This window comes from Mesorhizobium sp. Pch-S (assembly GCF_004136315.1).
In the GTDB taxonomy this organism is placed as follows: Bacteria; Pseudomonadota; Alphaproteobacteria; order Rhizobiales; family Rhizobiaceae; genus Mesorhizobium.
This window is the reverse complement of the sequence record NZ_CP029562.1, coordinates 2702301-2725158: the sequence shown is the minus strand read 5'-3', so window position 1 is coordinate 2725158 and position 22858 is coordinate 2702301. Positions and strand designations below refer to the sequence as shown.

Here is a 22858-nt window from a genome sequence, read left to right as displayed (position 1 = left end):
GCTGCCTAGCCTTCCTTCCTGTCGGCCGGATAAGGCGTACCGGCAAGGATTATCATGCCCCCGACCAGGAACAGGATGATCATCGCCATGCCGAGACGTGGCGAACCGGTGGTCGCGGTGACGGTGGCGATCAGGAACGGCGCCAGGAAGCTGGTTGCCCGCCCGGCCAGCGCATAGATGCCGAAATAGCGGCCGGACTCTTCTGCCGTGACGCTGCGCGCCATGTAGGAGCGCGACGACGCCTGCACCGGTCCGAAAGCCACGCCGATCAGCAGGCCGTAGACGATATAGGCCTTCTCGGCCGGTGTGCCGAACAAGCCGCCCGAATCAACGCCGGGAAGCTGCAGCCAGCCGAACAGCGTATAGCCAGGCCCGGTCGAGATGATGCCGACCGTAGCGATGGTCAGAAGCACCAGCGAGATCATCACCACGACCTTCGACCCGAGCCCGGTATCCAGCCGCGCCGCGACCCAGCAGCCCAGGATGGCAACAACGTTCAGGATGATGCCGAACACGCCGATCTCGGTGATCGACCAGCCGAACATCGCCGCTGCGAAGGCGCCACCGAGGGACAGCAGCGCGTTGACGCCGTCCTGGTAGATCATGCGCGCGACGAGGAAACGGAAGATGCCGACACGCTTGCGCACTTCGGCAAGCGTCGATTTCAGCTCTGCCAGACCCTGCTTGACCGCTGGCCCCACCGGGATGCCTTTCACCGCGTCCGGCGTGAAGAAAAACATCGGCAGGATGAAGATGAAATACCACAATGCCGACAATGGTCCGGTGGCGCGGGCGTCCTCGCCGAGCCTGGGATCGAGACCGAAGATTGGGTCGAGGCCGACGATCGTCTTGCCGGTCTCCGGCGAGCCCGCCATCAGCGCCACGACGAAGATCAGCGCCACCATGCCGCCGAGATAGCCGAGCCCCCAGGCGATGTTGGAGATCTTGCCGATCTCCGCCTTGGGCACCAGGCGCGGCATCATCGAATCGTTGAAGACCGTCGAGAATTCCGCCGCCACCGAGGCCAGCGAGAAGAACAGCACGATCAGGAAAAGGTTCGATCCCGGTGCAGCGAACCACAGCAGCATCAGGCTGACGATCTTGATCGTGGCGAAGAAAGCGATCCACGGCTTGCGTGGCCCGGTCTGGTCGGCGATCGAACCGAGGATCGGCGAGAGCACCGCGATCACCAACCCCGCCGCAGCCAGCCCGTAGCCCCAGACCGCCTGGCCCATGGCAGGATCCGCCGACAGGCGTGAGACGAAATAGGGGCCGAAGATGAAGGTTGTGACCACCGTGAAGAAGGGCTGCGCCGCCCAGTCGAAGAACATCCAGCCCCAGATGCCGCGCCCGGAGGCGCGCTGCATGGTCACGTCGCTCATCTGTCCTCCACCGCTTTGTCCCGTTCGCGGTGGCCCATGTCTGCACGTTTTTGACTGCGCTGCAAAGACCTGAAACCTGCCTGGTGCCGTGACCCTGCGGGAAGGCCAATGATCGTGCGGCTGCGAACGCAATCGACGGATGCTGAAATCCTGCGACGCCAGCGCGAAGGCGCGCGGGTGCCCGTCAGGTGTTCCGCACCGCCATGGTGCGCTGTTCGATCGCGCGGACGACAGCAGCCATGTCGGATTGACCGAGGCCCAGCGCCTCGGTCTCACCATAGAGCACGTGACAGACATCGAGCAAAGGCGAGGCGACTTTCGCCTCGCGCGCCGCCTCGGCTATCAGGCGGTTGTTCTTGAAGACGTCGGTAATCGCTGCTTGTACGCTGAAATCACCGGCAACCAGCTTTGCCAGCTTGATGCGTGAGACATCGCTCGCCATCGGGCCCGAATCGAGCACAGCCGTCAGGCGTGCAAGGTCCAGCCCATGCCGCTCGGCGAAATGGACGGACTCGGCCAGACCCGTCACCGTTGTGATCAGGAAGATGTTGACCGCAAGCTTCATCAGAAGAGCTTTGGGCACCGCGCCGCAGCGCACGATTTCCCGGCACATCGGTCGCATCAGCGGCTCGACCTCCTCCACGACCGCGGCCTCGCCGGCCAGCATGGCCACCAATTGCCCCGCTTCCGCCGGTTTGCGAGAACCCGAGACCGGCGCCTCGACATACTGGCCGCCGGCGGCACGGATATCCGCCTCCAGCTCGCGCGAATAACCCGGCGAGGTCGTACCCATATGCACGATGACATGGCCTGCCACGTGGGTGGAGAAATCGGCCGTGTCGCGCGCCAGCACCGCATCGATCGCCTGCTCGGTGGCCAGCATCAGGATGACGATGCGCGTCCTGGCAAAGACTTCCCTGGCGCTTGTCGCCACGCTTGCGCCCGCTGCTTGCAGTGGTTCGCAGAGCCCGGAAGACCGGTTCCATACAAAAAGCGGCACGCCTGCGCGCGCCATGTTGAGCGCCATGGGTTGCCCCATCACGCCAAGGCCGATGAAGCCTACCCGCTCGTTTGTGCGCATATCTATCATCAGATTCACAGCCACATCGGTACGATCGAAAGCGCGAGCAAAACGCCGAGCACCATGTTGAGACCACGCCACTGAGCTTCGGTGCGTATCAGCCGTGCCATCAGTGTGCCGGCAGTGCACCAGAGCGACACCGAGACGGAGGCGGCAAAGCCGAAGGCGAGAGCCAGCAGAATGCTCAGCTGGGCCGGGCCGCTGGCCAGCGTGGCAAAGGAGGCCGCCGCCCCCAAGGTCATCGCCCAGGCCTTCGGATTGAACCACAGCAACCAGACCCCGCCGACAAAACTGGTCGGGCGCGCCAGATCGGCATCGAGGCGTGGCGCACCGGCGGAACCGACCTTCCAGGCGAGCCACAAAAGATAGGCCGAGCCGACTGCTTTCAAGGCAAGCTGCAGTGACGGTAACGCCGCAAGAACGCCGGCCAGACCGGCGGCGGCGGCGGCGGCCATGCTGGCCAGCCCGGCGGCGATGCCCACCATCAGCGGGATCGAACGGCGGAAGCCGAAATGCGCACCCGACGCGGTCGCCATCGTCGTCGCCCCGCCCGGCGTGACGGACGAGACCAGTGCAAAGATGACCAGTGGCAGAATGGTTTCGGGCGACATGGGCGTCTCCAGGCGACAGCGGCAAGCTCCTAGCTAGCGCCGGACACACCATTAGAGAAACGCATGTTGATTATAGAGGTCATTAGCGCTCATAATGATGGCTATGACCCGCAATCTCGACCTTGCCTTGATCCGAACCTTCCTCGCCGTCGCCGAGCGCAGCAACATGACGGCTGCGGGCAATGCCCTGCACCTCACCCAAAGCGCCGTCAGCCAGCAGATCGCCCGGCTGGAGCAAGCCCTGGGCCATGATTTGTTTTCGCGTGACCGGCGCGGGCTGCGGCTCACAAGCGCCGGAGAGCGCCTGCAAGGCAAGGCAAGACGGCTGCTTGGCCTCAACGACGAAATCTGGGCCGACATGACGGCACGTCGCGTCGAAGGACCAGTCCGGCTCGGCGTGCCTTTCGATCTGGCCGGTCCACTCATCGCGCCTGTTCTGAAGGGTTTCGCGGACGCCTTCCCGCAGGTCGAGATTTCGCTGCTCTGCGCATCCTCGCCCGATCTCACGCATGCGCTGGCCAGGGGTGAGATCGATCTGGCTCTGGTCGAGACGCCGCTTGGCACTTCGGAAGGCGAGTGCCTCGCCGTCGACCGCCTGGTCTGGGTCGGCGCCAGGGGCGGTGTCGCACATCTGAAGACACCGCTTCCGGTTTCGATGGTGGCCGAAACCTGTGCTTTCAGGCCCGCGGTCCTGGCAGCCCTGCACAATCAGGATCGCGAATGGCGCACGGTGTTCGAGAACGGCAGCATCGATGCCACCACCGCCACAGTGACAACGGATCTGGCGATAACGGCATGGCTTGCTTTCACCGTGCCGCCGCATCTCGACATCCTGCCCGCAGAAGCCGGCTTGCCGCCGCTGCCGTCCTTCGCGATCAACCTGCATCTGCCAACCCGCGATGCGGCCCCCGCGACGCTCGAGCTTGCCCGCCACATTCGCGAGGGCCTGTCGAGAAGCCGGCTCGCAGCCTAGAGCTCGAAGCTTCCAGGCTGCGGATCGGGTCAGACCAAAGACCGGAATCGGGCATCAAGCCCCTATCAGGTCACTCATCAGGCCTGAGGCGACGGACAGACGCGACACCGTGATGTCGCCGCCTTCCGTCAGGGCCTGCAGCCGTTCACGCACGCGTGCAATGCGTTCGCCGCCGGCTTCCAGCCAGGCCGCGACCGGGTCGGCTGCCTTGCCGTGCTGCGCAAGTGCCGCCACCGCGATGCCGCGCCGTGCAGCGCCGATCGTGTCGGTGGCACGCGACAGCGCCAACTGGTCGTAATAGTCCGGCGGCGTCACCGATCGCGCGGCTTCCTCGATGCGGGGAATGCGGAAGGCCTCGCTCACGGCAAAGAATGCCTTCGCCGCCGCGACGATATCCGATCCGGCGAGGCGCGATGTCAGCGCAATGTCCGGGATCAACTCGGCGACGTCGGCCAGAGCCAGCCGCTCCGCCAGTCTGTCGGGCGTGCCGACCTTGAACAAGCCGTGCCGCTTCTCCTCCAGCCGCTCGCGCGAGAAATCCGACAGCAGCGACACCAGCTTCGGCTCGAGTGCCTTGCGGGCCTCCTGCAGTTCGGCAATGCGCTGGCTGAGCGGCGCGGTGCCGGCGTCGTTCTTCAGATACCAGCCCGCCGTCACGAAGATAAGCCGGCTTATGATCTGATAGAGATCGATCTGCACCTGTCCGTCGATCTTGTTGTCGAGTGCGTTGATATCGCTGTAGAGCGCGGGCAGGCCGAAGCCGTCGCGGATCACCGCGAAGGTCCGCACCACGTCGGCCGCGCTGCGGCCGGTCGCTTCCATCAGCCGGTTGGTGAAGGATGGGCCACCGCGATTGACCAGGTCATTGGCGACGACACGGGCAATGATCTCGCGCCGCAGCCGGTGACCATGGATCTCCTCGTTGAACTTCTTGACCATCCGTTCCGGGAAGTAGCCGGTCAGGTCGGTGTTGAAATGCGCGTCGTCCGGCACATCCGAGGCAACGATGTCCGAGAACAGCACGATCTTGGCATAGGCAAGCAGAACCCCGAGCTCGGCCCGGGTCAATGGTTCGCCACGCGCCTCGCGCTCGGCAAGCGCCGCCGGCGACGGCAGCGTCTCGACGGCGCGGTCGAGCAGGCCACGCGCTTCGAGCGCAGCCATGAAGCGGCCCTGATGCGCAATGTCGGCCAGCCCGCGCTTGCGGGCGAGCGAAAGTGCCAGCGTCTGCTCGTAATTGTTTGACAGCACCAGATTGCCGACTTCATCGGTCATCTCTGCCAGCAGCTTGTTGCGCGCCGGCCGCGCCAGCGAACCCTTCCGCATCGCCGATGCCAGCGCGATCTTGATGTTGACCTCGACGTCGGAACAGTTGACGCCGCCGGAATTGTCGATGGCGTCCGAATTGTTGCGACCGCCGGCCAGTCCGAACTCGATACGGCCCCGCTGGGTGACGCCAAGATTGGCACCCTCGCCGATCACCTTGGCGCGCAGATCGATCGCATTGACGCGGATCGGATCGTTGGCGCGGTCGCCGACATCCTGGTTGGTCTCAGAGACCGCCTTCACGTAGGTACCAATGCCGCCGAACCACAGCAGATCGACCGGAGCCTTGAGGATGGCGGTCATGATCTCGGCCGGCGTCGCAGTCGACTTGGCAAGGCCGATCGCTGCAGCAGCTTCCGCCGGCAGCGTGATCGACTTCTGGTTGCGCGAGACGATGACGCCGTTCTTGGACAGTTTCGACTTGTCGTAGTCCTGCCAGCTCGAACGCGGCAGGTCGAACATGCGCTTGCGCTCGGCAAACGAGGCCACCACGTCCGGCTCCGGATCGATGAAGATGTCGCGATGGTCGAAGGCCGCGATCAGCTTGGTCTGTTCCGACAGAAGCATGCCGTTGCCGAACACGTCGCCCGACATGTCGCCGACGCCGACCACCGTGAACGGCGAAGTCTGGATGTCGCGGTTCATTTCACGGAAATGCCGCTTCACCGCCTCCCAGGCACCCTTGGCGGTGATGCCCATCTTCTTGTGGTCGTAGCCTGCAGAACCGCCCGAAGCGAAGGCATCGTCCAGCCAGAAGCCGTGCTTTTCCGAAATCGCGTTGGCGGTATGGAGAAGGTTGCCGTGCCCTTGTCGGCCGCAACGACAAAATACGGATCGTCGGCGTCATGACGCACCACACCGGCCGGCGGCACGACATGGTCGATGCCGATGTTGTCGGTGATCGACAGCAGGCTGGAAACGAAGTTGATGTAGGCCTGACGCCCGGCCTCGAACCACAGGTCGCGCTGGCTGGCCGGCGGCAGGCGCTTCGGATAGAAGCCGCCCTTGGCGCCGACCGGCACGATGACGGCATTCTTGACTTGCTGCGCCTTCACAAGGCCCAGCACCTCGGTGCGGTAGTCCTGGGCACGATCCGACCAGCGCAGGCCGCCGCGCGCCACCGCGCCGAAACGCAGATGCACGCCTTCCACCTCGGAGCCGTACACGAAGATCTCGCGCCATGGCCTGGGTTCCGGCAATCCGTCGACGGCCCGCGAGTCGAGCTTGATCGCCAGCGACTGGCCGCGTTCCTTCTTGCCATCCACGAAATGGTTGGTCCGCAGCGTCGCCTCGATCAGGTTGAGGTAGCGGCGAATGATGGTGTCGTCGTCGATGCTGGGCACATCCTCCAGCGCGTCCTTGATCTTCGCCTTGAGGTGCTTGGCCGTGGTGATGCCTTCGCCCGCCGCATCCGCACCGTGCCGCGCAACGAAGAGCGCATGAAGGCCCCGGGCGATGTCGGGATAGCGATTCAGCGTCGCCGCGATGAAGTCCTGGCTCTGCGGAATGCCAGCCTGCTGCAGATAGCGGCCATAGGCACGCAGCACCAGGATCTCCGTTGCCTTCAGCCCGGCTGTCTGGGCAAGGCTGTTGTAGCTGTCATTGTCGACGTCGCCGCGCCACACCGCCAGGAACACATCCTCGAACAGCTTCCCCTCGTCGGCGAGGTCGATCGGCTGGCCGTAGGCGTTCTCCAGCTCCATGTCGTGGATGAAAACGCGGTTGCCGTCCTCCTTGTCGATCTCGAAGGTGCGCTCGCTGATGACCCGGAATCCGGTGTTTTCCAGCAACGGTACGCGCCGCGACAGCGCCACCGGACTGCCGTGATGATAGATCTTCAGCGAAGCCTGCTCGGGCTTCTGGCCGGCGTCACGGTAATAGTCGATGTCGATCGGGTTCTCCGCGGAGATTCTTGCGATGCGTTCGGCATCGACCAGCGCCACCGCCGACGAGAAGGAATCACGATAGCTTTCCGGGAACCGCGCGGCGATCGCCTTCAAAGCCGGATCGTTGCCGCCGGCCTCGGCGGCCTCCGCCAGCGCATCTTCCCAGGTGCGCACGATATCGCGGATCGCCGCCTCGATCGTTTCCTGCTCGACCTTCGGCGTCTTGCCGCCTGAGCGGCCGATGATGAAATGCACGCGGGCCAGGCCGCCTTCGGGAAAGGCCGGATAATAAGCCGACAAACGACCATCGAAAACAGTCTTCAGATACGCACCCATCTTCTCGCGTACGACGCTGTCGTAGCGGTCACGCGGCACGAAAACGAGGATGGAGACGAAGCGGTCGAACTGGTCGGCGCGCACCAGCGCACGCACGCGCGGCCGCTCGATCAGGCCGAGAATGGCCTCCGCATGTTTGCGCAAGGTGGGTATCGGCACCTGGAACAGTTCGTCGCGCGGATAGCTTTCCAGCACGTTGATCAGTGCCTTGCCGGAATGGTCGTCCGGGTTGAAGCCGGATTTGGCGATCACCGTTTCCGCCTTGGAACGCAGATAAGGGATCTTCATCACCGAGCGCGTGTACGCGGTCGAGGTGAACAGGCCGACGATGCGCAGCTCGCCCGCCAGCTTGCCGTTCTTGTCGTAGGTCTTGATGCCGATGTAATCGAGATAGATGCGCCGGTGCACCACCGACTTTGCGTTGGCCTTGGTGACGATCAGCGGTTCCGGTCCATGCAGGAAGGCGCGGATTTCGGGCGTCGTCGTCACCGCCTCGGTGCCGCGCCGCAGCACCAGCACATCCGGATCGGAAAGAATGCCCAGCCCCGGCTTGTCGGCGCGCTCGAGGCTACCACTTTTCTCGCCGCCGGAATATTTGAACTCGCGCATGCCGAGGAAGGTGAAATTGTCGTCGCGCAGCCATTCGAGGAAAGCGATGGCTTCGGCGACATGCTTCTTGTCCAGAGGAACCGGCGCATAGCGGAATTCCGAGATCGCCTGGTCGAGGCGCGCCAGCATCGGCTTCCAGTCGACGACGGCGGCGCGTACCTGCGCCAGTGTCTTGGTCAGCCGCGCACCAAGCGCCGCGGCCGCCTCTTCCGAAAGCCGGCCGATATGGACATGCACGACGCTGACCTTGTCGAGGCCCGCGTCTTCCTTGACCAGGCCACCGTCTCCGACGATTTCGGTCACACCGGCCTTCGAATGCCTGACCGCGATGACAGGATGGGTAACCAGTGTCGGCTCGCCCGCGGCCTCGGTGATCTCGCCGAGGATCGAATCGAACAGGAAAGGCATGTTGTCATTGACGACGGTGATGACCGTGACTGGCCGCGCCTGGCGCGACACGCCGGATGCCGTATCGATGGCAACGATGCTTTCGCCCTTCTTATGGCGGGAAACAGCATTCTCGGCCAGTTCGGCGGCGCGGGCGATATCGGCCGCGTCATACGCAGCAACGTCTTCGGATGGTGCTCTCGCCAGCAGATGATCTGCCAGCCGCCCTGGCCTTTGACCTTCTTTTCCGCCTCCCTTCACCACCGGTTTCTTTGGTTTGGTTGCGGACTTCAGGCTGGCCATGATGCGATTTACCTCCGCCATAGGCTGCATTGCGACTATCGTAGCAGATGATCGCCTTTTGGCGACAAAGGTTTGACGGCTGCCTAAGAAAAATGCTGCCTGCATAAGAAATTTGCAGGCGCCGACGAAAGGAGACCGCGATGAGCGAGACAATCACCGCACTGGATTTGCCCCAGGGAGAACTGAGCGACGCCACCAGGGCCTATTTTGCAAAGTGTGAGGAAAAACTCGGCCTCGTACCCAATGTGCTCAAGGCCTACGCTTTCGACGAAAAGAAGCTGCGCGCCTTCACCGACACGTACAACGACCTGATGCTCGGTGATTCCGGATTATCCAAGCTCGAGCGCGAGATGATCGCGGTTGTCGTCTCCTCCATCAACCATTGTTATTACTGCCTGACCGCGCATGGCGCGGCCGTGCGCCAGTTGGCCGGCGATCCGGCATTCGGCGAGATGATGGTGATGAACTTCCGCGCCGCCGACCTGACCGAAAAGCAGCGCGCCATGCTGGAATTCGCGGTCAAGCTGACCGAGCAGCCGGCAAAGATCGTCGAGGCCGATCGCGAGGCCTTGCGCAAGGTTGGTTTCACCGATCGCGACATCTGGGACATCGCTTCGACAGCAGCCTTCTTCAACATGTCGAACCGCGTCGCCGCTGCCATCGACATGCGACCGAACGCTGAATACCACGCAATGGCGAGATAGCCTTCTTTCCGAAAGGAAAACTCAGCTTCGCGCCGCGATCGCCGCGGCAGCACCCGCCATGGTGCCGGCAGAGACCCGGTTGGCGATTCGCATGGCGCGCGGGCTTTTCAGGAGCCTGCGTGCCTGTGCTGCTGCCACGATCCAGGCAAAGTCGATCAGAATCAACACAACAGCCATCGTGACCGTCAGCTCCATCCAGCCGAGCATGGTGACCGAAGCGAGATCAATGATGGTGGGCAACAACGCCAGATAGAACATCATGATCTTCGGGTTGCCGAGCGTCACCGCCATGCCGGCGAGGAAAAGCTTCACCGGCGAATCTTCCTTCGGCAATGAACCTCCGGTCGCTTCGACCGGCGCCGTCCACATCTTCCAGGCGAGGTAGGCGAGATAGGCAACGCCGAGCCATTTGATGGCGACGAAGGCGAGATGGAAGCTCTGCGCCACCACCGCCAGCCCGAACACCGCAAAGGACAGCCAGATCGCTTCGCCGATCCACATGGCGAGCAGGAACGGCAGCACGTCGCGGAATCCCTTCGAAATCACCCGCGCCACCAAAGCAGCGATCGAAGGCCCGGGGGAGCCGGCGGCGACGAACAGCGCACCGGCGAAAATGAGAAGGGACGTGAACGTCATGGACGCGCTCCTTGAGGCAGGCGCCGAAGCATAGGCCGAATGTCATCCGATGCAATGCGGGGCCGTTCTCTCATCACCCCGCTTTCAAAAAGTGCGGAAGGCACATCTTGATCTCATCGGCGCCGCTCGTTAGAACGCCGCATCGTCATCAGCCTCGGGCTCCCGACTTTGCCATCGTAACCGCCGGTCTCGTCAGCTCTCCCAGAACTCGCATGGCAGCGCGCAAGAGCGTTGCCGCTTTTACAATTGCGTTCGTTCCTGTGGTGGTTCGAGACCGGTTTGGCCAGCGCCTCTGCGCCGGACGATGCCTTGATTTGGTGCATGATCCTTTCAAAAATCGAATCTGATTTTCGGGTCATGCGCTGAGGCTCTCCTCGCCTGATCTCCACACGAACGCCATTCCGCGCCTCGAAGAGAGGCATCTCGTTTATCGCCGCTTGGACGGACTTCCCGACGGGAAGGACCAACCGGCATGTCGTGCACGCTCCGCGTCCGATGGACTCTCATTGCAAACCGTTTTCCCCGCCCCTGGCGCTCCTGCCCGCGTTGCGGCATCCAACGCGCCTTCGAATGCAGCGGCAAATTCCGACTCAACGCCAATGGCAGGCGGCTCGATGCCTGGCTCGTCTACAAATGCACCACATGCGACGACACCTGGAACCACACACTGTTCGAGCGCCGCAACGCCCGCGACCTCGATCCGGATCTGCTTTCGTCCCTGGAGGCCAATGATCCGTCTCTGGTCGAGCGCTACGCCTTCGATGTCGCGGCCCTGCGCCGGTTCGCGCACAGGGTCGAGGAATTCGCGGGACGCGTCGCCCGCAAGGAGGAGATTGCGAACGGACCAGCCGCCCCGGCGCGATTGGAGATCGCTCTAGCGACACAGATCCCTTTCGCCATCCGGCTCGACCGTCTGCTCGCGGCGGAACTTGGCCTGCCCCGTGCCCGGATAAGTGCCATGGAACATGCGGGCCACATCACTACGGCTGCGGGCCTCAATCGGCCGGTTCGGGACGGTTGCCGGGTAGAGATCGACCTGACCGTGGGCGACGCGGACGTGATCCTGCGCAACGCTCGCCCATAATGGTCGGTCAAAAAGAAAGGGCGGGGAAATCCCCGCCCTTTTGAACCATCAGGCCGCGCTGACCTTCGATTTCTCGAAGCGCTTGCGCTCGTTCGGATCGAGATAGAGCTTGCGCAGACGGATCGTCTTCGGCGTCACCTCGACCAGTTCGTCGTCCTGGATCCAGGCGAGCGCGCGTTCCAGCGTCATGCGGATCGGCGGCGTCAGCTTGACCGCTTCATCCTTGCCCGCGGCGCGGATGTTGGTGAGCTTCTTGCCCTTCAGCACGTTCACTTCAAGGTCGTTATCCCTGGAGTGAATGCCGATGATCATGCCCTGGTAGACCTTGACGCCGGCGTCGATGACCATCGGACCGCGATCTTCCAGATTCCACATCGCATAGGCGACGGATTCGCCCTGCTCGTTGGAGATGAGCACGCCATTGGTACGGCCGGGCAGTTCACCCTTGTAGCCCTGGTAGGAATGGAACAGACGGTTCATCACCGCGGTGCCGCGCGTGTCGGTCAACAGTTCCGACTGGTAGCCGATCAGGCCGCGCGTCGGCGCGTGGAACACCAGGCGCTGGCGATTGCCGCCCGAAGGCCGCAGCTCGACCATCTCGGCCTTGCGCTCCGACATCTTCTGCACGACGACACCGGCATGTTCCTCATCGACGTCGATGACGACTTCCTCGATCGGCTCGAGCAGCTGGCCGTCCTCGTCCTTCTGCATGACGACGCGCGGACGCGACACGGCAAGTTCGAAGCCTTCGCGCCGCATCGTCTCGATCAGAACGGCGAGCTGGAGTTCGCCGCGGCCCGACACGAAGAACGAATCCTTGTCGGCCGACTCCTCGATGCGCAGCGCGACGTTGCCTTCGGCTTCCTTCATCAGGCGGTCGCGGATGACACGGCTGGTGACCTTGTCGCCTTCGGTGCCGGCGAGCGGCGAATCATTGACGATGAAGGACATGGTGACGGTCGGCGGATCGATCGGCTGCGCATGCAGCGGTTCGGTGACGGCCGGGTCGCAGAACGTGTCGGCAACGGTGCCTTTCGACAGGCCGGCGATGGCGACGATGTCACCTGCCTGCGCTTCCTCGATCGGCTGGCGCTCGAGACCGCGGAACGCCAGGATCTTGGACACGCGGCCGTTTTCCAGCAGCGAACCGTCATGATGCAGAACCTTGACGGCCTGGTTCGGCTTCAAGGTGCCGGAATGGATGCGGCCGGTGATGATGCGCCCAAGGAACGGATTGGCTTCCAGGATGGTGCCGATCATGCGGAACGGGCCGGGATGGACCGTCGGTTCCGGAACATGCTTGAGCACCAGATCAAACAGCGGAGCCAGTCCCTGGTCCTTCGGGCCTTCCGGGTTCTCGGAGACCCAGCCGTCGCGGCCCGAACCATACAGGATAGGGAAATCAAGCTGTTCGTCGGTGGCATCGAGGGCGGCGAACAGATCGAACACCTCGTTGATGACTTCCTGGTGGCGGCCGTCCGGACGATCGATCTTGTTGATCACGACGATCGGCTTGAGGCCGACCTTCAGCGCCTTGCCGACCACGAACTTGGTCTGCGGCATCGGGCCTTCGGCGGCATCGACCAGAACGATCGCGCTGTCGACCATCGACAGGATGCGTTCGACCTCACCACCGAAGTCGGCGTGGCCGGGGGTGTCGACGATGTTGATGCGGGTATCCTTCCAGTCGACCGAAGTCGCCTTGGCCAGGATGGTGATGCCACGCTCCTTTTCGAGGTCGTTCGAGTCCATCGCGCGTTCGGCGACACGCTGGTTCTCGCGGAACGAGCCGGACTGCTTGAGGAGCTGGTCGACCAGCGTGGTCTTGCCATGGTCGACGTGCGCGATGATCGCGATATTGCGGATGTTCATGCTGGATCTCGGAGGTTGTTCGGGCAGCACGCCCGGATAGTCAAATCGAGACGCCGCCTTTTTCAGTTGCGCGGCTCATACAGGGTTTTTCGCATTTGCGAAAGGGGGCGGTGCACCGGCAGTTGGTTGGTCACCTTTTGTTAAGTGGCAGGAGCGTAGAATTTCATTAACCAAACGCGGAACCTTTTCCGCTGTGGAGCATTCGGGCGTCCATGATACGCAGTCTGAACCGGTTCGTGATGATCTCCCTGTCGGCCACCCTGGTCGCCTTGCTGGCGCTGGGTGGCGCATGGTCGGCTGCAACGCCCGCCGACAAGCCGATGGCCGTGGTGTCGACGCAGGCGGAAAAGCTCTTCCCGGACGCGCCGGACGGTGTCGACCCGATCGTCACCGGTCCCGTGAGCGCCGCCTTCAAGCAGCGCCAGGCCGATGTCGGCTGCGAAAAGGCGACCTGGCCAAACGTGCCCGCCGCCTGCTTCGAGCACTGATCCCGATTACGCAGCCCGAACCGGATCGAGCGTCGTCTTGTAGAGCTCGTTGTCGTCGCGATCCATCAGCCTGACCGTCAGCTGTTCGGTGCTGCCGTCGATATCGACAAGACCGAAAAACTGGAAGCCGGCCGAAGGCGGCAGATTCTGCCCCTGTTCGGCGCTCGGCGCCTTCACATACTTCACCTCGGGGCCGAAAGTCATGTCGAGGTCGTTGGGGCCGAAGGTGCCAGAGTGGATCGGTCCGGAAACGAATTCCCAGAACGGCTCGAAATCCTGGAACTGCGCGCGATCCGGGCTGTAGTGATGGGCGGCGGTATAGTGCACGTCCGCCGTCAGCCAGACCGTGTTGGTGATGCCTGCGTTCTTGATGAAGCGCAGCAGGTCGGCGAATTCCAGCTCACGCCCCTTGGCCGGGCCGTTGTCGCCGTTGGCGATCGCCTCCGAGCCTTTCTTGTTGGCGGCATCGTCCCACACCACCAGGCCGATCGGCATGTCGGCGGCGATCACCTTCCAGGTGGCCTTGGAATTGGCGAGCTCGCGCTTCAGCCAGCGGGTCTGCTGCTCGCCCAGCATGCGTGCATCCGCAGTGAGTTCGGCCTGCAGGTTGGGACCGTTGGCGCCACGGTAGGAGCGCATGTCGAGGAAGAAGACGTCGACCAGCGGACCATAGGCGATCTTGCGATAGACGCGGCCGGGTTCGGCCGGCGTGAAGCGGATCGGCGTCATCTCATGGAAGGCGCGACCAGCACGCGCCGCCAGCACGGCGATCGATTTTTCCTTGTAGCGGTCGTCGGCGGTCAGATCCTTCGAGCTCGACCAGTTGTTGACCACTTCATGGTCGTCCCACTGAAAGAAGGTGGGCAGCGCCGCGTTCATGGCAAGCAGGTTCTTGTCGAGCAGGTTGTATTTCCACTGCCCGCGATATTCATCGAGCGTCTCGGCGACCTTGCGCTTCTCGTCGATAAGCACGACGTTCTTCCACTTCGTGCCGTCCTTCAGATCGACTTCATCCTTCATGGCGCCGTCGGCATAGATCGTGTCGCCCGAATGCAGGAAGAAGTCCGGCGTGTGCCTGGCGATCGAGGCATAGGTCTTCATGCCGACCTCATCGATGCCCCAGCCCTGGCCGGCGGTATCGCCCGACCATGCGAAGCGTACAGAACGACGCGAGGTCGGCGCGGTGCGGAAACGGCCGATGATCGGCTCGGATACGGCATTGACGTCGTTCAGGTCGGCGAGCGTCATGCGATAGAAGATGTCCTGGTCCGACGCCAGGTCGGTGAGCAGGCGCTTCACCGCATAGTCGCTGTCCGGCAGCGCGTTGAGCGGCGCCAGGCGTTCGGCGTTGGCGAAGCTCTCTGTGGTCGACACCTCGAACTGCACCCGGGACGGCCGATCGGCACGAGTCCAGATCATGCCGGAGACGGCATCGATGTCTCCCGACTGGACACCATGGGTGAACACCGGACGCGTATTCGCGCGCGAATAATAGGGCATGGCCAGACCGGACAATCCGACCAGGCCGGCTGCTCCTGTCGAAGCGAGGAAGGCGCGGCGGCTGATGCTGGGTGGCTTGCTCATGGCTGGCTCCTTGGCAGCGAGTAGGAGCCGCCAAGGTCCTTGGCCATTGTTTCAGTCACATTTCGGAAGCATGAAACTTTCTTGACGGTCCACAGATCGCCGACCAGGGTAATTCCTGCAAAAGAAAGATAGAGCGTTTCCGCGTTTCGGTGAAAAACGGAAACGCTCTGGCATCAGGCAGGCTGCCCTTTTGGTTCCAGCATCGGCCGGTTGGTGTTGATCAGCAACGACAGGCAGGCGGCGATGATGCCGGTCATGCCCGCAATGATGAAAGCGAGCTCGTAATTGCCCTGGAACTCGCGCATCGCGCCGCCGAAGAAGGCGGCCGTGGCCGCTCCGACCTGATGGCCGGCAACGATCCAGCCGAACACCAGCGGTCCCCTGGCATCGCCGAAGGCCTCGTTCGACAGGCGCAGCGTCGGCGGTACGGTGGCGATCCAGTCCAGGCCGTAGAACACCGCGAAGACGATCAGCGCGGTCGCCGAGAAGCCGGAATAGGGCAGATAGATCAGCGACAGGCCGCGGATGGCATAGTAGACGCCGAGCAGCTTGCGGGGATCGAAACGGTCGGTCAGCCAGCCCGAGAGCGTTGTGCCGATGAGGTCGAAGATGCCCATCAGCGAAAGCAGGCCGGCAGCCTGGATCTCGTTGATGCCATTGTCGGCACAGAAGGCGATCAGATGCGTGCCGACCAGGCCGTTGGTGGTGAAGCCGCAGATGAAGAAGGTGGCGAAAAGGTACCAGAACACCCGTGTTCTGGCGGCCTCACGCAATGTGCCCAGCGTGTGGGAGATGAAGTTGCCAGCTGCGGCCGGCGGCGTCGGCGGCACATCGTCCGGTTCAGCGCCGAAGCGTACCTGACCGATCGACGCCGGACGTTCCGGCACCAGTAGCCAGACCAGCGGCACGAGCGCTGCCGTGGCGATGGCAATGACGAGCGCCACCGGTTTCCAGCCGCCCGACTGCGCGAGCCATGCTAGGAACGGCAGGAAGATCAGCAGGCCGGTGGCGCTGGACGCCGACATCAGGCCCATGATCAGGCCGCGATTGGTCTTGAACCAGCGGTTGACGATAGTGGCGCCGAGCACGGTGGCCACGGCACCGGAACCGACACCCGAGAACACGCCCCATGTGGCGATGAGCTGCCAGGACTGCGTCATGAACAGCGAAAGCCCGGTGGATGCAGACATCACCACCAGCGAACCGATCACCGTCTTGCGCAGGCCGATGCGTTCCATCAGCGCGGCGGCGAAAGGACCGGTCATGCCATAGAGGAAAATGCCGATCGCGGCCGCCAGCGACACCACGTCGCGGCGCCAGCCGAAATCATTCTCCAGGGGCAGCATCATCACGGAGGGCGCGGAACGTAGGCCTGCGGCGATGAGCAGGGAGAGAAAGATGACCGCAACGACGACGAAGGCGTAGCGCTGGCCAAACGGGCGGGACTGGGCTATCATGTTACTGACCGGTACGTTGCAGTTGCCGAATGTGTACGTACCGGTTAGTAACATGTCAATTGGAACGCCTCATGCCCACTGACAAAAATATTGAATCCAGCGTTTCGCGGGACGCAGCCTTGCCGCCGGCCGCCGAGAAGATCCTTGGCGTCGCGCATGAGCTTTTCTACCGCGAAGGCATCAGGGCCATCGGCGTCGACGAAATTGTGAAAAAGGCAGGTGTCACCAAGCCGAGCCTCTATCGCTCCTTTTCATCCAAGGACGAGCTGGCCGCATCCTATCTGCGCAAATACGACCTCGAGTTCTGGGAGCGTTTCGACGAAGCGGTGGCAGCGCATCCGGGCGACCCACGCGCGCAGATCATCGCTTTCCTGACCCGCGTCGGCAAACGCTCGCAGAAAGTGGGCTATCGGGGCTGCGGCATGACCAATGCGGCGGTCGAATATCCCGAGCCCGGCCATCCGGCACGCGTGGTCAGCGAGGAGAACAAGCGCGAGCTGCGCCGCAGGCTGCGCGCCATGGCAAAGGGCATGGGTGCGGCCGACCCCGGCACGCTGGGTGACGGCCTGCTGCTGCTCATCGAAGGCGCCTACATCTCGAGCCAGATCTTCGGCCCGGGCGGTCCCTCGCAGTCGGTTGCCAAGCAGGCCGACCTCCTGATCGGCGCCAGCTTGAAAAGCTAGCGCTGATCCACCCGACAAAGGATCGGGCCTCAGGCCAGGCCGCGCTTCACCATCATGGCATCCGCCGTCGGCATCTTGCCGCGGAAGGCGGTGTAGAGATCTTCCGGATCCTTCGAGCCGCCGGCCGCGTAGATGTTGTCCCGCAGCTTCTTCGCCAGAGCCGGATTGAACGGATCGCCGGTTTCCTCGAAGGCCGAGAAGGCATCGGCATCGAGCACCTCCGACCACATGTAGGAGTAGTAGCCGGCCGAGTAGCCGTCACCGGCGAAGACGTGGCTGAAATGCGGAGTGCGATGGCGCATGGCGATCGTGTCCGGCATCGCCAGCTTCTCAAGCGTTTCCATCTCGAAGGCCAAAGGTTCGGCCGGCGCATCCGGCCGCGCATGATAGGCCATGTCGACCAGCGCCGAGGCGGTGAATTCGACCGTGGCGAAGCCGGCGCCAAAGGTGCGCGCCGCCAGCATCTTGTCGAGCAGCTCTTTCGGCATCGGCTTGCCGGTCTTCACATGCAGCGCGTGTTTTTCCAGCACCGCCGGCACCGTCAGCCAATGTTCGTAGAGCTGCGAAGGCAGCTCGACAAAGTCGCGGCTGACAGAAGTGCCCGACACCGACGGCCAGGTAACATCGGTCAGCATGCCATGCAGCGCGTGGCCGAATTCATGGAACAGGGTCTTGGCCTCATCCACTGACAGCAAGGCGGCCTCGCCGACCGGCGGCTTGGCGAAATTCATGATGTTGTAGATGATCGGCTTTGCGCCCTTGCCCAGTTTGTAGCCGGATTGCAGCGCACTCATCCAGGCGCCAGACCGCTTGGAAGACCTGGCGAAATAGTCGGCCAGGAACAGGGCGCGCTCCGATCCGTCGGCGTTCCGCACCACGAACACGCGCGCATCCGGATGCCAGCCGGCAATGCCTTTCTTCTCTTCGAAGGTGAGGTCGAACAGTTTTGTCGCTACGTCGAAGCAGGCGGCGATGACATGGTCGAGCTGCAGGTAAGGCTTCAGTTCGGCCTCGTCGAAAGCAAATTTTTCGGCGCGCAGCTTCTCCTGATAGAAACGCCAGTCCCAGGCGGCGAACTGCTCGTTGCTGCCGGCGGCGACAGCCAGCCGCTCCAGTTCCTTCTGGTCAGCTGCGGCTTTCTCCAGCGCCTTCTCCCAGACCGGGTCGAGCAGATCGTGCACGGCCTTCGGTGTCTTGGCCATGGTGTCATCGAGCTTCAGCGCGGCAAAGGAATCATAACCCAGCAGCTTCGCCTTTTCGGCACGCAGACTGAGCATGTCGCGCACCACGGCGGTGTTGTCGCTGGCACCACCGTTCTGGCCGCGCCGCGTGAAGGCGCGCCATGCGGCTTCGCGCAGGTCGCGACGTTCGGAGAAGGTGGTGAAGGGTTCGTAGATCGACCGCGACAGCGTCACCGCATAGCGGCCTTTCTGGCCACGCGTCTCGGCGGCCTCTGCCATCGCGCTTCTCAGGAAATCGGGAAGGCCGGCAAGGTCGGCCTCGTCGAGAAACAGTACCCATTCACGCTCGTCTGCCAGCACGTTCTGGCCGAAGCTGGTGCCAAGCGAAGACAGGTGTTCGTTGATTGCGGCAAGCCGCTTCTTGCCCCCGGTATCAAGCTTGGCGCCAGAGCGGACAAACCCTTTCCAGGTCCTTTCCAGCACACGCAATGTCTCGGCATCGAGCTTCAGGCCATCGCGCCGCTGATAGAGATCGTCGATGCGGGCAAACAGCTTCTCGTTCATCGAGATAGCCGAGAAATGCCGCGACATCTTCGGCGCGACCTCGCGCTCCATGGCCTGGATCGTGTCGTTCGTGTGGGCGCCAGCCCGGCACCAGAAGATCGAGGAGATGCGGTCGAGTGCTTCGCCGGCAAGCTCCAGTGCCTGCAGCGTGTTTTCGATGGTGGCCGGTTCGGTGTTGGCGGTAATGGCATCGATTTCGGCCTCATGCGCCTTCAGCGCTGCATCGAACACCGGCCCAAAGTCTTCGTCGCCGATCCTGGTGAAATCGGGAAGACCGAGTGGACCCTGCCAGTTGGTCAAGGCATGGGCGGCGAGATCGGATGCGGACATGGCGGGACTTTCGCTGAACGTGGGGAAGGCGGAACGACAGTATCTCCCCGATGTAGGCCGACCGGACCGCTGGTGCAACGACAAGTCCCGGCGACCGGCATCGGATAGCCAGCCGTGAAGGGCCCGGCGCAGGGTTCTCAGAAGCCGTCGCAATTTTCCGCAATGGTCGCTTGCGAGGATGCGGTGATGCGTTCGTCGGTCAGTGCGAAAACCTCTCTTGTCAGAAGATCATTGCCGGGAAAGTCGTAGCAGACGACGACGGTGATCAGCCCGTTTTCGGCGCTTTCGATGCGATGCCGAATATTTGCACCTGACACCGCGCCCTGCCATTCGTCCATCGAAGCGAGGAACTGCTGCTTGTTCTGCTCGGTATCGACATCCTGCAATCGGATGCGGGCATCATCGGCCAGCATGTCCGCGAGCTGGCCACGGTCTGCAACCAGCAGCGCGGAATACCAGCGGCCGATCACGGCGTTGTCGTCAGCCCGTGCTGAACCCAGCATCAGGACGTAGAGGACGACCGCACAGAGTTTCGACGGGCCGACACAGGGCACAATGCGACACCTCCTCCATACAACCTAGGCCTGTATGGAGGAGAAGTGAAGGTTGTTGTCCTCAACCGATATCGGGCCGTTCGAAATCGCCGGTTTCGTTGTTCATCGCCCACAATTCGCCGGTCGAGATATCGAACCAGGCGCCATGCAGGGTCAGCTTGCCCTTGCCTTCCAGAATCTTGACGCAGGGAAAGGTGCGCAAATTGGCAATGGAGTAGCGGATGGAGATGCGCTCCAGCGCCGTCTGCCGTTCGCCGGTCGTCATCATGGTCGAGGCCGAAACAGCTTCGGCAGCAGGCGCGATCAGGCTCATCCACTTGCCGATGAAATCGCCCGGCGACAGCGGAGCGGACGTCGTGTCGAGTGCGGCACGGATGCCGCCGCAGCGGCCGTGCCCCATGACGACGATGTTCTTGACCTTCAGGCTCTGCACCGCGAACTCGAGCGCGGCCGAAGTCGAATGGTACTCGCCATCCGGTGCATAGGGTGGCACCAGATTGGCGACGTTGCGCAGCACGAACAGTTCGCCCGGGCCGGCATTGAAGATCACCTCGGGTGCGGCACGAGAATCGCAGCAGGCCACGATCATTGTCTCCGGCGCCTGGCCTTCGCGTGCGAGCGACCTGTAGTGATCAGCCTCGGCCACATAGCGGCCGTTGATGAAGTTGCGATAACCGGCAATGAGATGTTCTGGGAGATGCGGCATCTGGACCTTTCCAGGCTGGACGGCGACGGCTCGTTTCCACTGCGAAAGGCACTAACGGCAAATTGGCCAGGCAATCAATGCAAAATTGTCATAGCTCTCCCGCGAGAACCATGCACGGCGCATAGCTCGCTCTACCAAACCGTTCAAACATGGATAGCGACAGGGATTCCCCTGTCATCGACCCCCGGCGGATTCGGATAGGAGGCGGCTTCGCCCCGCGCGATCCGGCCTGCAACCAGCAACATGGCAGCGGCGTCGAGAAAATCGTCCGCCGCGGCACCTTTCGGCGGCGCCTGATCAAGAAAGGCGCGCTCATAGCCGTGACGGGCGAGCAAAGCCCGCCGCTCTTCCATGCCGGCTGGATTGACCGTGCCTTTGATCTTCTTGGGCAGGGTCATCGCACGGCCGTCATTGAGCCGCCAGAATGCCACCTCGGGATGAGACTCGAAAACGCGCGCTCGTAGATCCGGCCGCGCCGTCAAAAGCCCGTCGATCTCGCGGATCTTGCCGAGGATGCCGAAGGCCTGGATCGAGACGCCCCGCGGCGGATTGGACGTCGCCGCCGCGACGGCGCTGGCGCGCCGATGCGCCTCATACCAGGCATCGACCGTACTGAAGCTTGTGGTATCGGCATAGACTGCTGCCCGCGACGGAATAGCGAAGACGCTGGATTGTCGTTGGCCAAGCAAGGGGCGCACCAGTGCTTCGGGCCCGCGCCCGCCTTTGCCCGAAACCTCGGGCAGACCGATCGGCATGTCGACAGCCACGATCGCATCGGACGGTAGGGCCGTCAGGAGATCGTCGAAGCCAAGATAGACACCGACGATCGGTGATCCGCCAGGATCCTGCCGCATCGCAATCCAGCCAGCCTTGCAGCCATCGACCCCGGCCACGGTTACGTTGGCCGGGTTTCCGGTCATGCGGTGCGGCCTCGTCCCGGATGTGTGAGATGGCGCATCTGCACCATGGCCATGGGCTGCGACAGGCTCTGCGCATCGGTTTCCAGCTGCAGCTCGTCACCACCGCGTTTGGCCGTACGCGCCAGGATCTCGTAAACGGCAGCCGTCGTTGATTGCAGCGCCTTGGCGGCTGGCTGGCCGGAAAGTGTACGCGCCAGGAAGACAGCGCCGGTGAGATCGCCGAGGCCGTTCGGCGGCCGGTCGATCAGGCGATGCTCAGCCAGCAGAACCTGGCTGGAATCGAGCAGGAGATTGCCGGTGCTTCCCGACATCATCGCCGGCGCCGACGTCACCAACATGGTTGCCGGACCGGCATCCAGCGCCGCCGCGGTGGTCGATTTCAGGTCCGGCAGATCGGCCCCCGCCATCCAGGCGAGTTCATAGCGGTTCGGCGTGGCGATATCGGCCAACGGCATCAGCCGGTCGCGCAGGGCCCCGGCGGTTGCCTCGGGCACATAGAGCCCGCCCGAATCGCCCATCACCGGATCGCAGACGTAAAGCGCGCCTGGATTCCTGGCCTTTACCGCACCGACCAGATCGGCGATGGCGTCGGCCTGGCTCGCCTCGCCAAGATAGCCGGAAAGGACGGCGCCGACCTCGCCGAGCCAGGGTGCGCGCGCCAGATCGGCCATCAGCGCCGCAAACTGTTCCGCAGGCGGAACGATCCTTGTCGCCCGACCATGACCGGGATGCCAGGGCAGAATGACGGTTGGTACCGCCCACACCGGGAAACCCAGCGTCTCCAGCGCGAAGACAGCGGCGCGATTGCCCACGGACCCCCGCGCAACATGGCTGGACACGACGATGACGGCGCGGGGCGCTTCGGCCTGACTGGTGTTCATGATGGTCCTACAGATGGCGGGCGATGTAATAACCGACAGCGATCAGCATCACGATCGCCAGTATGGGGCCTAGCACGCGACCGATGCGGGTGCCCCAATATTCAATTGAGTCGAAGTCGCTCTGGTCATCTCCGCGCCGGTCGGATGGCAGGCCGCCTGGCTCGGTCTCGCGTGCAATACGGTCGAGGATGCGGCGCGACTCGTGCTCGCTGTCCCTGTCGGCGTGACCTGCCATCGATGCTCCCTCTTTTCGCTGATCCTAGCCCGATCCCGCTTGAGGTTACAGGGCCTCGTTGCCGACGAGGCTGCGCCACACCGTC

Annotated in this window: 18 protein-coding genes and 1 pseudogene; 5 read left to right on the top strand and 14 right to left on the bottom strand. The window is 63.2% G+C overall.

Going from position 1 to position 22858, the window contains the following annotated elements:
* Positions 1–5: 5 nt before the first annotated feature.
* The 3 genes from C1M53_RS12585 to C1M53_RS12575 all read right to left on the bottom strand — a co-directional run bounded on the left by C1M53_RS12585 (position 6) and on the right by C1M53_RS12575 (position 3074).
* Entirely contained in the window at positions 6–1382 is a 1377-nt protein-coding gene (locus C1M53_RS12585; RefSeq protein WP_129412554.1) for an MFS transporter, read from the bottom strand.
* A 184-nt stretch (positions 1383–1566) separates the two neighbouring features.
* Positions 1567–2463, bottom strand: a complete 897-nt coding sequence (locus C1M53_RS12580) for an NAD(P)-dependent oxidoreductase (RefSeq protein ID WP_129412553.1) — start codon at positions 2461–2463, stop codon at positions 1567–1569.
* A 14-nt stretch (positions 2464–2477) separates the two neighbouring features.
* Complete coding sequence (locus tag C1M53_RS12575) at positions 2478–3074, bottom strand: LysE family translocator (RefSeq protein ID WP_129412552.1); 597 nt, start codon at positions 3072–3074, stop codon at positions 2478–2480.
* Positions 3075–3177: 103 nt separating this feature from the next.
* On the opposite strand from C1M53_RS12575, the gene C1M53_RS12570 reads away from it, so the two are divergent.
* Positions 3178–4047, top strand: coding sequence for a LysR family transcriptional regulator (locus C1M53_RS12570; RefSeq protein ID WP_129416148.1), 870 nt, complete (start codon positions 3178–3180; stop codon positions 4045–4047).
* A gap of 54 nt (positions 4048–4101) precedes the next feature.
* On the opposite strand, the pseudogene C1M53_RS12565 reads toward C1M53_RS12570, so the two are convergent.
* Positions 4102–8894 (bottom strand): annotated as a pseudogene (locus C1M53_RS12565) (NAD-glutamate dehydrogenase).
* Between the two features lie 140 nt (positions 8895–9034).
* On the opposite strand from C1M53_RS12565, the gene C1M53_RS12560 reads away from it, so the two are divergent.
* On the top strand, positions 9035–9598 hold the full coding sequence (locus C1M53_RS12560) for a peroxidase-related enzyme (RefSeq protein ID WP_129412551.1): 564 nt from the start codon (positions 9035–9037) through the stop codon (positions 9596–9598).
* 21 nt (positions 9599–9619) lie between these two features.
* Here C1M53_RS12560 and C1M53_RS12555 read toward each other — a convergent pair whose 3' ends face one another.
* A complete protein-coding gene (locus C1M53_RS12555; RefSeq protein ID WP_129412550.1) occupies positions 9620–10234 on the bottom strand; it encodes a LysE family translocator in 615 nt (204 codons plus the stop codon).
* Positions 10235–10706: 472 nt separating this feature from the next.
* Between C1M53_RS12555 and C1M53_RS12550 the strand changes: the two genes are divergently transcribed.
* Positions 10707–11318 (top strand): DUF1062 domain-containing protein, encoded by a 612-nt coding sequence (locus C1M53_RS12550; RefSeq protein WP_129412549.1) that lies wholly within the window; start codon positions 10707–10709, stop codon positions 11316–11318.
* 48 nt (positions 11319–11366) lie between these two features.
* Here the strand turns inward: C1M53_RS12550 and typA are convergent, their stop codons facing one another.
* Positions 11367–13190 (bottom strand): translational GTPase TypA, encoded by a 1824-nt coding sequence (gene typA / locus C1M53_RS12545; RefSeq protein WP_129412548.1) that lies wholly within the window; start codon positions 13188–13190, stop codon positions 11367–11369.
* 212 nt (positions 13191–13402) lie between these two features.
* Here typA and C1M53_RS12540 point away from each other — a divergent pair, with 212 nt between their 5' ends.
* Complete coding sequence (locus C1M53_RS12540) at positions 13403–13678, top strand: hypothetical protein (protein WP_129412547.1); 276 nt, start codon at positions 13403–13405, stop codon at positions 13676–13678.
* A gap of 6 nt (positions 13679–13684) precedes the next feature.
* Here C1M53_RS12540 and C1M53_RS12535 read toward each other — a convergent pair whose 3' ends face one another.
* Both C1M53_RS12535 and C1M53_RS12530 read right to left on the bottom strand, forming a co-directional pair.
* Positions 13685–15262, bottom strand: coding sequence for an alkaline phosphatase (locus C1M53_RS12535; protein WP_129412546.1), 1578 nt, complete (start codon positions 15260–15262; stop codon positions 13685–13687).
* Positions 15263–15435: 173 nt separating this feature from the next.
* Positions 15436–16719 (bottom strand): MFS transporter, encoded by a 1284-nt coding sequence (locus C1M53_RS12530; RefSeq protein ID WP_129412545.1) that lies wholly within the window; start codon positions 16717–16719, stop codon positions 15436–15438.
* Positions 16720–16790: 71 nt separating this feature from the next.
* Here C1M53_RS12530 and C1M53_RS12525 point away from each other — a divergent pair, with 71 nt between their 5' ends.
* Positions 16791–17402, top strand: coding sequence for a TetR/AcrR family transcriptional regulator (locus tag C1M53_RS12525; protein WP_129412544.1), 612 nt, complete (start codon positions 16791–16793; stop codon positions 17400–17402).
* Between the two features lie 29 nt (positions 17403–17431).
* Here the strand turns inward: C1M53_RS12525 and C1M53_RS12520 are convergent, their stop codons facing one another.
* From C1M53_RS12520 to C1M53_RS12495, 6 genes are all read right to left on the bottom strand, one after another.
* Entirely contained in the window at positions 17432–19477 is a 2046-nt protein-coding gene (locus C1M53_RS12520) for a M3 family metallopeptidase (protein WP_129412543.1), read from the bottom strand.
* Between the two features lie 137 nt (positions 19478–19614).
* On the bottom strand, positions 19615–19980 hold the full coding sequence (locus tag C1M53_RS12515) for a nuclear transport factor 2 family protein (RefSeq protein ID WP_245488591.1): 366 nt from the start codon (positions 19978–19980) through the stop codon (positions 19615–19617).
* A gap of 112 nt (positions 19981–20092) precedes the next feature.
* Positions 20093–20737 (bottom strand): carbonic anhydrase, encoded by a 645-nt coding sequence (locus C1M53_RS12510; protein WP_129412541.1) that lies wholly within the window; start codon positions 20735–20737, stop codon positions 20093–20095.
* A 143-nt stretch (positions 20738–20880) separates the two neighbouring features.
* A complete protein-coding gene (locus tag C1M53_RS12505; RefSeq protein ID WP_129412540.1) occupies positions 20881–21657 on the bottom strand; it encodes a DUF429 domain-containing protein in 777 nt (258 codons plus the stop codon).
* Positions 21654–22538 carry a pyridoxal kinase PdxY gene (pdxY, locus tag C1M53_RS12500; protein WP_129412539.1) on the bottom strand — a complete coding sequence of 295 codons (885 nt, stop codon included), beginning with the start codon at positions 22536–22538 and terminating at the stop codon, positions 21654–21656. Before pdxY ends, C1M53_RS12505 begins: the two co-directional genes overlap by 4 nt.
* Positions 22539–22545: 7 nt before the next feature.
* Positions 22546–22773, bottom strand: a complete 228-nt coding sequence (locus C1M53_RS12495) for a hypothetical protein (RefSeq protein ID WP_129412538.1) — start codon at positions 22771–22773, stop codon at positions 22546–22548.
* Positions 22774–22858 lie beyond the last annotated feature (85 nt).

Bases quoted from the DNA above. Each gene is read 5' to 3' on its own strand.
- C1M53_RS12585 (WP_129412554.1), bottom strand. From the start codon at position 1,382: ATGAGCGACGTGACCATGCAGCGCGCCTCCGGGCGCGGCATCTGGGGC.
- C1M53_RS12580 (WP_129412553.1), bottom strand. From the start codon at position 2,463: ATGCGCACAAACGAGCGGGTAGGCTTCATCGGCCTTGGCGTGATGGGG.
- C1M53_RS12575 (WP_129412552.1), bottom strand. From the start codon at position 3,074: ATGTCGCCCGAAACCATTCTGCCACTGGTCATCTTTGCACTGGTCTCG.
- C1M53_RS12570 (WP_129416148.1), top strand. From the start codon at position 3,178: ATGACCCGCAATCTCGACCTTGCCTTGATCCGAACCTTCCTCGCCGTC.
- C1M53_RS12560 (WP_129412551.1), top strand. From the start codon at position 9,035: ATGAGCGAGACAATCACCGCACTGGATTTGCCCCAGGGAGAACTGAGC.
- C1M53_RS12555 (WP_129412550.1), bottom strand. From the start codon at position 10,234: ATGACGTTCACGTCCCTTCTCATTTTCGCCGGTGCGCTGTTCGTCGCC.
- C1M53_RS12550 (WP_129412549.1), top strand. From the start codon at position 10,707: ATGTCGTGCACGCTCCGCGTCCGATGGACTCTCATTGCAAACCGTTTT.
- typA (WP_129412548.1), bottom strand. From the start codon at position 13,190: ATGAACATCCGCAATATCGCGATCATCGCGCACGTCGACCATGGCAAG.
- C1M53_RS12540 (WP_129412547.1), top strand. From the start codon at position 13,403: ATGATACGCAGTCTGAACCGGTTCGTGATGATCTCCCTGTCGGCCACC.
- C1M53_RS12535 (WP_129412546.1), bottom strand. From the start codon at position 15,262: ATGAGCAAGCCACCCAGCATCAGCCGCCGCGCCTTCCTCGCTTCGACA.
- C1M53_RS12530 (WP_129412545.1), bottom strand. From the start codon at position 16,719: ATGATAGCCCAGTCCCGCCCGTTTGGCCAGCGCTACGCCTTCGTCGTC.
- C1M53_RS12525 (WP_129412544.1), top strand. From the start codon at position 16,791: ATGCCCACTGACAAAAATATTGAATCCAGCGTTTCGCGGGACGCAGCC.
- C1M53_RS12520 (WP_129412543.1), bottom strand. From the start codon at position 19,477: ATGTCCGCATCCGATCTCGCCGCCCATGCCTTGACCAACTGGCAGGGT.
- C1M53_RS12515 (WP_245488591.1), bottom strand. From the start codon at position 19,980: ATGCTGGGTTCAGCACGGGCTGACGACAACGCCGTGATCGGCCGCTGG.
- C1M53_RS12510 (WP_129412541.1), bottom strand. From the start codon at position 20,737: ATGCCGCATCTCCCAGAACATCTCATTGCCGGTTATCGCAACTTCATC.
- C1M53_RS12505 (WP_129412540.1), bottom strand. From the start codon at position 21,657: ATGACCGGAAACCCGGCCAACGTAACCGTGGCCGGGGTCGATGGCTGC.
- pdxY (WP_129412539.1), bottom strand. From the start codon at position 22,538: ATGAACACCAGTCAGGCCGAAGCGCCCCGCGCCGTCATCGTCGTGTCC.
- C1M53_RS12495 (WP_129412538.1), bottom strand. From the start codon at position 22,773: ATGGCAGGTCACGCCGACAGGGACAGCGAGCACGAGTCGCGCCGCATC.